This window comes from Moorena sp. SIO3I6, assembly GCF_010672095.1.
On record NZ_JAAHHU010000885.1, the window covers coordinates 1 to 2,019 of the forward strand.

Annotated in this window: 3 protein-coding genes; 2 read left to right on the forward strand and 1 reads right to left on the reverse strand. The window is 42.6% G+C overall.

Annotation, left to right across the window (positions count from 1 at the left end):
* A partial coding sequence (locus F6K49_RS43970) for a transposase (protein ID WP_293108144.1) occupies nt 1-1,025 on the reverse strand: 1,025 nt, incomplete at its 3' end.
* Between the two features lie 62 nt (nt 1,026-1,087).
* Between F6K49_RS43970 and F6K49_RS43975 the strand changes: the two genes are divergently transcribed.
* Both F6K49_RS43975 and F6K49_RS43980 read left to right on the forward strand, forming a co-directional pair.
* Nucleotides 1,088-1,255 carry a hypothetical protein gene (locus tag F6K49_RS43975; protein ID WP_168166515.1) on the forward strand — a complete coding sequence of 56 codons (168 nt, stop codon included), beginning with the start codon at nt 1,088-1,090 and terminating at the stop codon, nt 1,253-1,255.
* Nucleotides 1,256-1,295: 40 nt separating this feature from the next.
* Nucleotides 1,296-1,736, forward strand: coding sequence for a four helix bundle protein (locus F6K49_RS43980; protein WP_075905714.1), 441 nt, complete (start codon nt 1,296-1,298; stop codon nt 1,734-1,736).
* Nucleotides 1,737-2,019 lie beyond the last annotated feature (283 nt).

Below are 2,019 nucleotides of genomic sequence, written 5' to 3' on the forward strand. Positions count from 1 at the left end.
GCTGATTGACCGTTGCGGTCATATTCACCATTGTTATTGGGTTTAGGCTTGCAGCGAGCCTTCATCCCTTTGACATTTAAGTCTTCAAAGACAAGAGCATCAGCTTCATTTACTATCTTTTTTGCTGTTTCCCAGTGATAGGCATTTCGTTTATCGGTTATACGATCGTAAAGAGATGCAACTCTAGAGTAGGCTTTTCTTCTGTTTTTAGAACCTTTCTTTTTCTTACTAGCAGATCTTTGCCTTATTTTTAGACGCCTTTCTCTACGCTTAAATGGCAACCCTTGAGCCTGGTTTGATACTATCTCACCATCAGAAATGCTAACAAGCTTCTTTATACCTAAGTCACACCCTTTGACTCGATCAGGGGAAATTTCCTCTTTAGTCTTTACTGGTGGAGTTGGTACCGTTTTATCTTCAATTTGGAGACTCACGAACCATCCACGAGCCTTGCGTCGGACAGTGACAGATTTTAAAACAAACCCTTCGGGGATAGGACGGGAATTATGAAAACCCATCCAGCCAATACCAGGCAAGTAAATCCGGTCGCCATCTAACTTGACCTGCCCAGGAGAATATTTGAAGCTTCTGAATCTAGATCTTCTTTTAGGCTTAGGATATCCCGTTTCTCCTTTGAAAAACTTAGAGAAAGCTACATCTAGTTGTCTCAATGTCTGTTGCAAGACAGTTGAATTGATAGCTTTGTACCAAGGTCTCTCTTTCTTTAGTATGGGAAGATTCGAACTTTGAGCTTCATAAGCGTTTCTTCTAGGATTATTTTTGTGGTTTTTCCAGGGATAGCCAATTGAATGCGACTTACTAACAGAACAAGTTAATGGACACACCTCTCCCTTACTTTTTAGATCGCAGTAGTTACCCAGTCTAGGGGCTTTCGCTTGATCATAAGAATCGATTCTGTCTCTAAGTAGGTAGTTGTACTGTGAGCGCAACATATCTAGCCAGTTAGACATCGTGGCTTCTTGTTGTCGGCTAGGTTTGAGTTTGTTGGTGTATCCAAGCTGCATGATTCGACCTTTTTATCCGTGCTATATTGATTATAGCTTTTAGAAATACTGATGTCAATAGCATGACCAAAAAAACTGGACGACCTCCAATACATGGAGAGGCTAAAAAAGCACGCACTGTTAGGACTACGGAAGCTGCTTGGAATGGCTTGAAAAACATGGCAAGTAAGGCTGGCTTGACTCTATCGGAGTATTTGGAAGCCTTGGGGAAAACTGGCTTATTGCCATAGGTATTGCTTGAGGGAAAAATTCATCCCCATCCTAAGAGGAGTGGGGTATTCTTTTTCCCTCAAACTCCCTTATTCGATAAAACGATTTGAAGAAATTGAGGGATGGCAGACAGCACGGGAGTTAACAAGGTTGGTTTACGCACTGTCAAAGGAGGGAGAGTTTTCCCGTGATTTTGGTTTGTGTAACCAGATGCGTCGTGCAGCGGTTTCGATTATGTCAAATATTGCTGAGGGTTTTGAGAGTCGGACACAACGTCTTTTTATTGAGTTCTTAGGTCGAGCTAGAGGCTCTGCGGGTGAACTACGTTCTCAAGCCTATGTTGCTCTTGATGCTGGTTACATTCATCAATCTCAGTTTACACAACTATTTGATCTATGCCAGAAGTGCAGCCGACAAATTACAGGCTTCATGGCATATCTGAAAACCTACCCTGATCAAAACCGACTCCGCGAGGATGAAGGAGATTATCGTATTGATTGACAGTTTTGAAACTCGACTTCCCTGAGATCTTTTCTCTTTACATCTGAATTGTAAACATTGATGGTAGATGGAAAGACAGTAGAATTTTCCCGCGAATTTTGCCTAATTGCAAAAGCCATCTAGCGCGGTCTTGGGGAGGCAGTGCCGTATTGGGGAGGTAATGCGATCGCGCTTTTCCCCACATACTTCCAAAACCATCAGCCACTGCATCAAGACAGTGAGTTCCACGCTCAACTTTTAACCTCCCAACCTTCAACCTTCAACCAGCTAACCTTCAACCTCT

Excerpts from the sequence above, each read along its gene's own strand:
- F6K49_RS43975 (WP_168166515.1), top strand. The coding sequence starts at position 1,088 with ATGACCAAAAAAACTGGACGACCTCCAATACATGGAGAGGCTAAAAAA.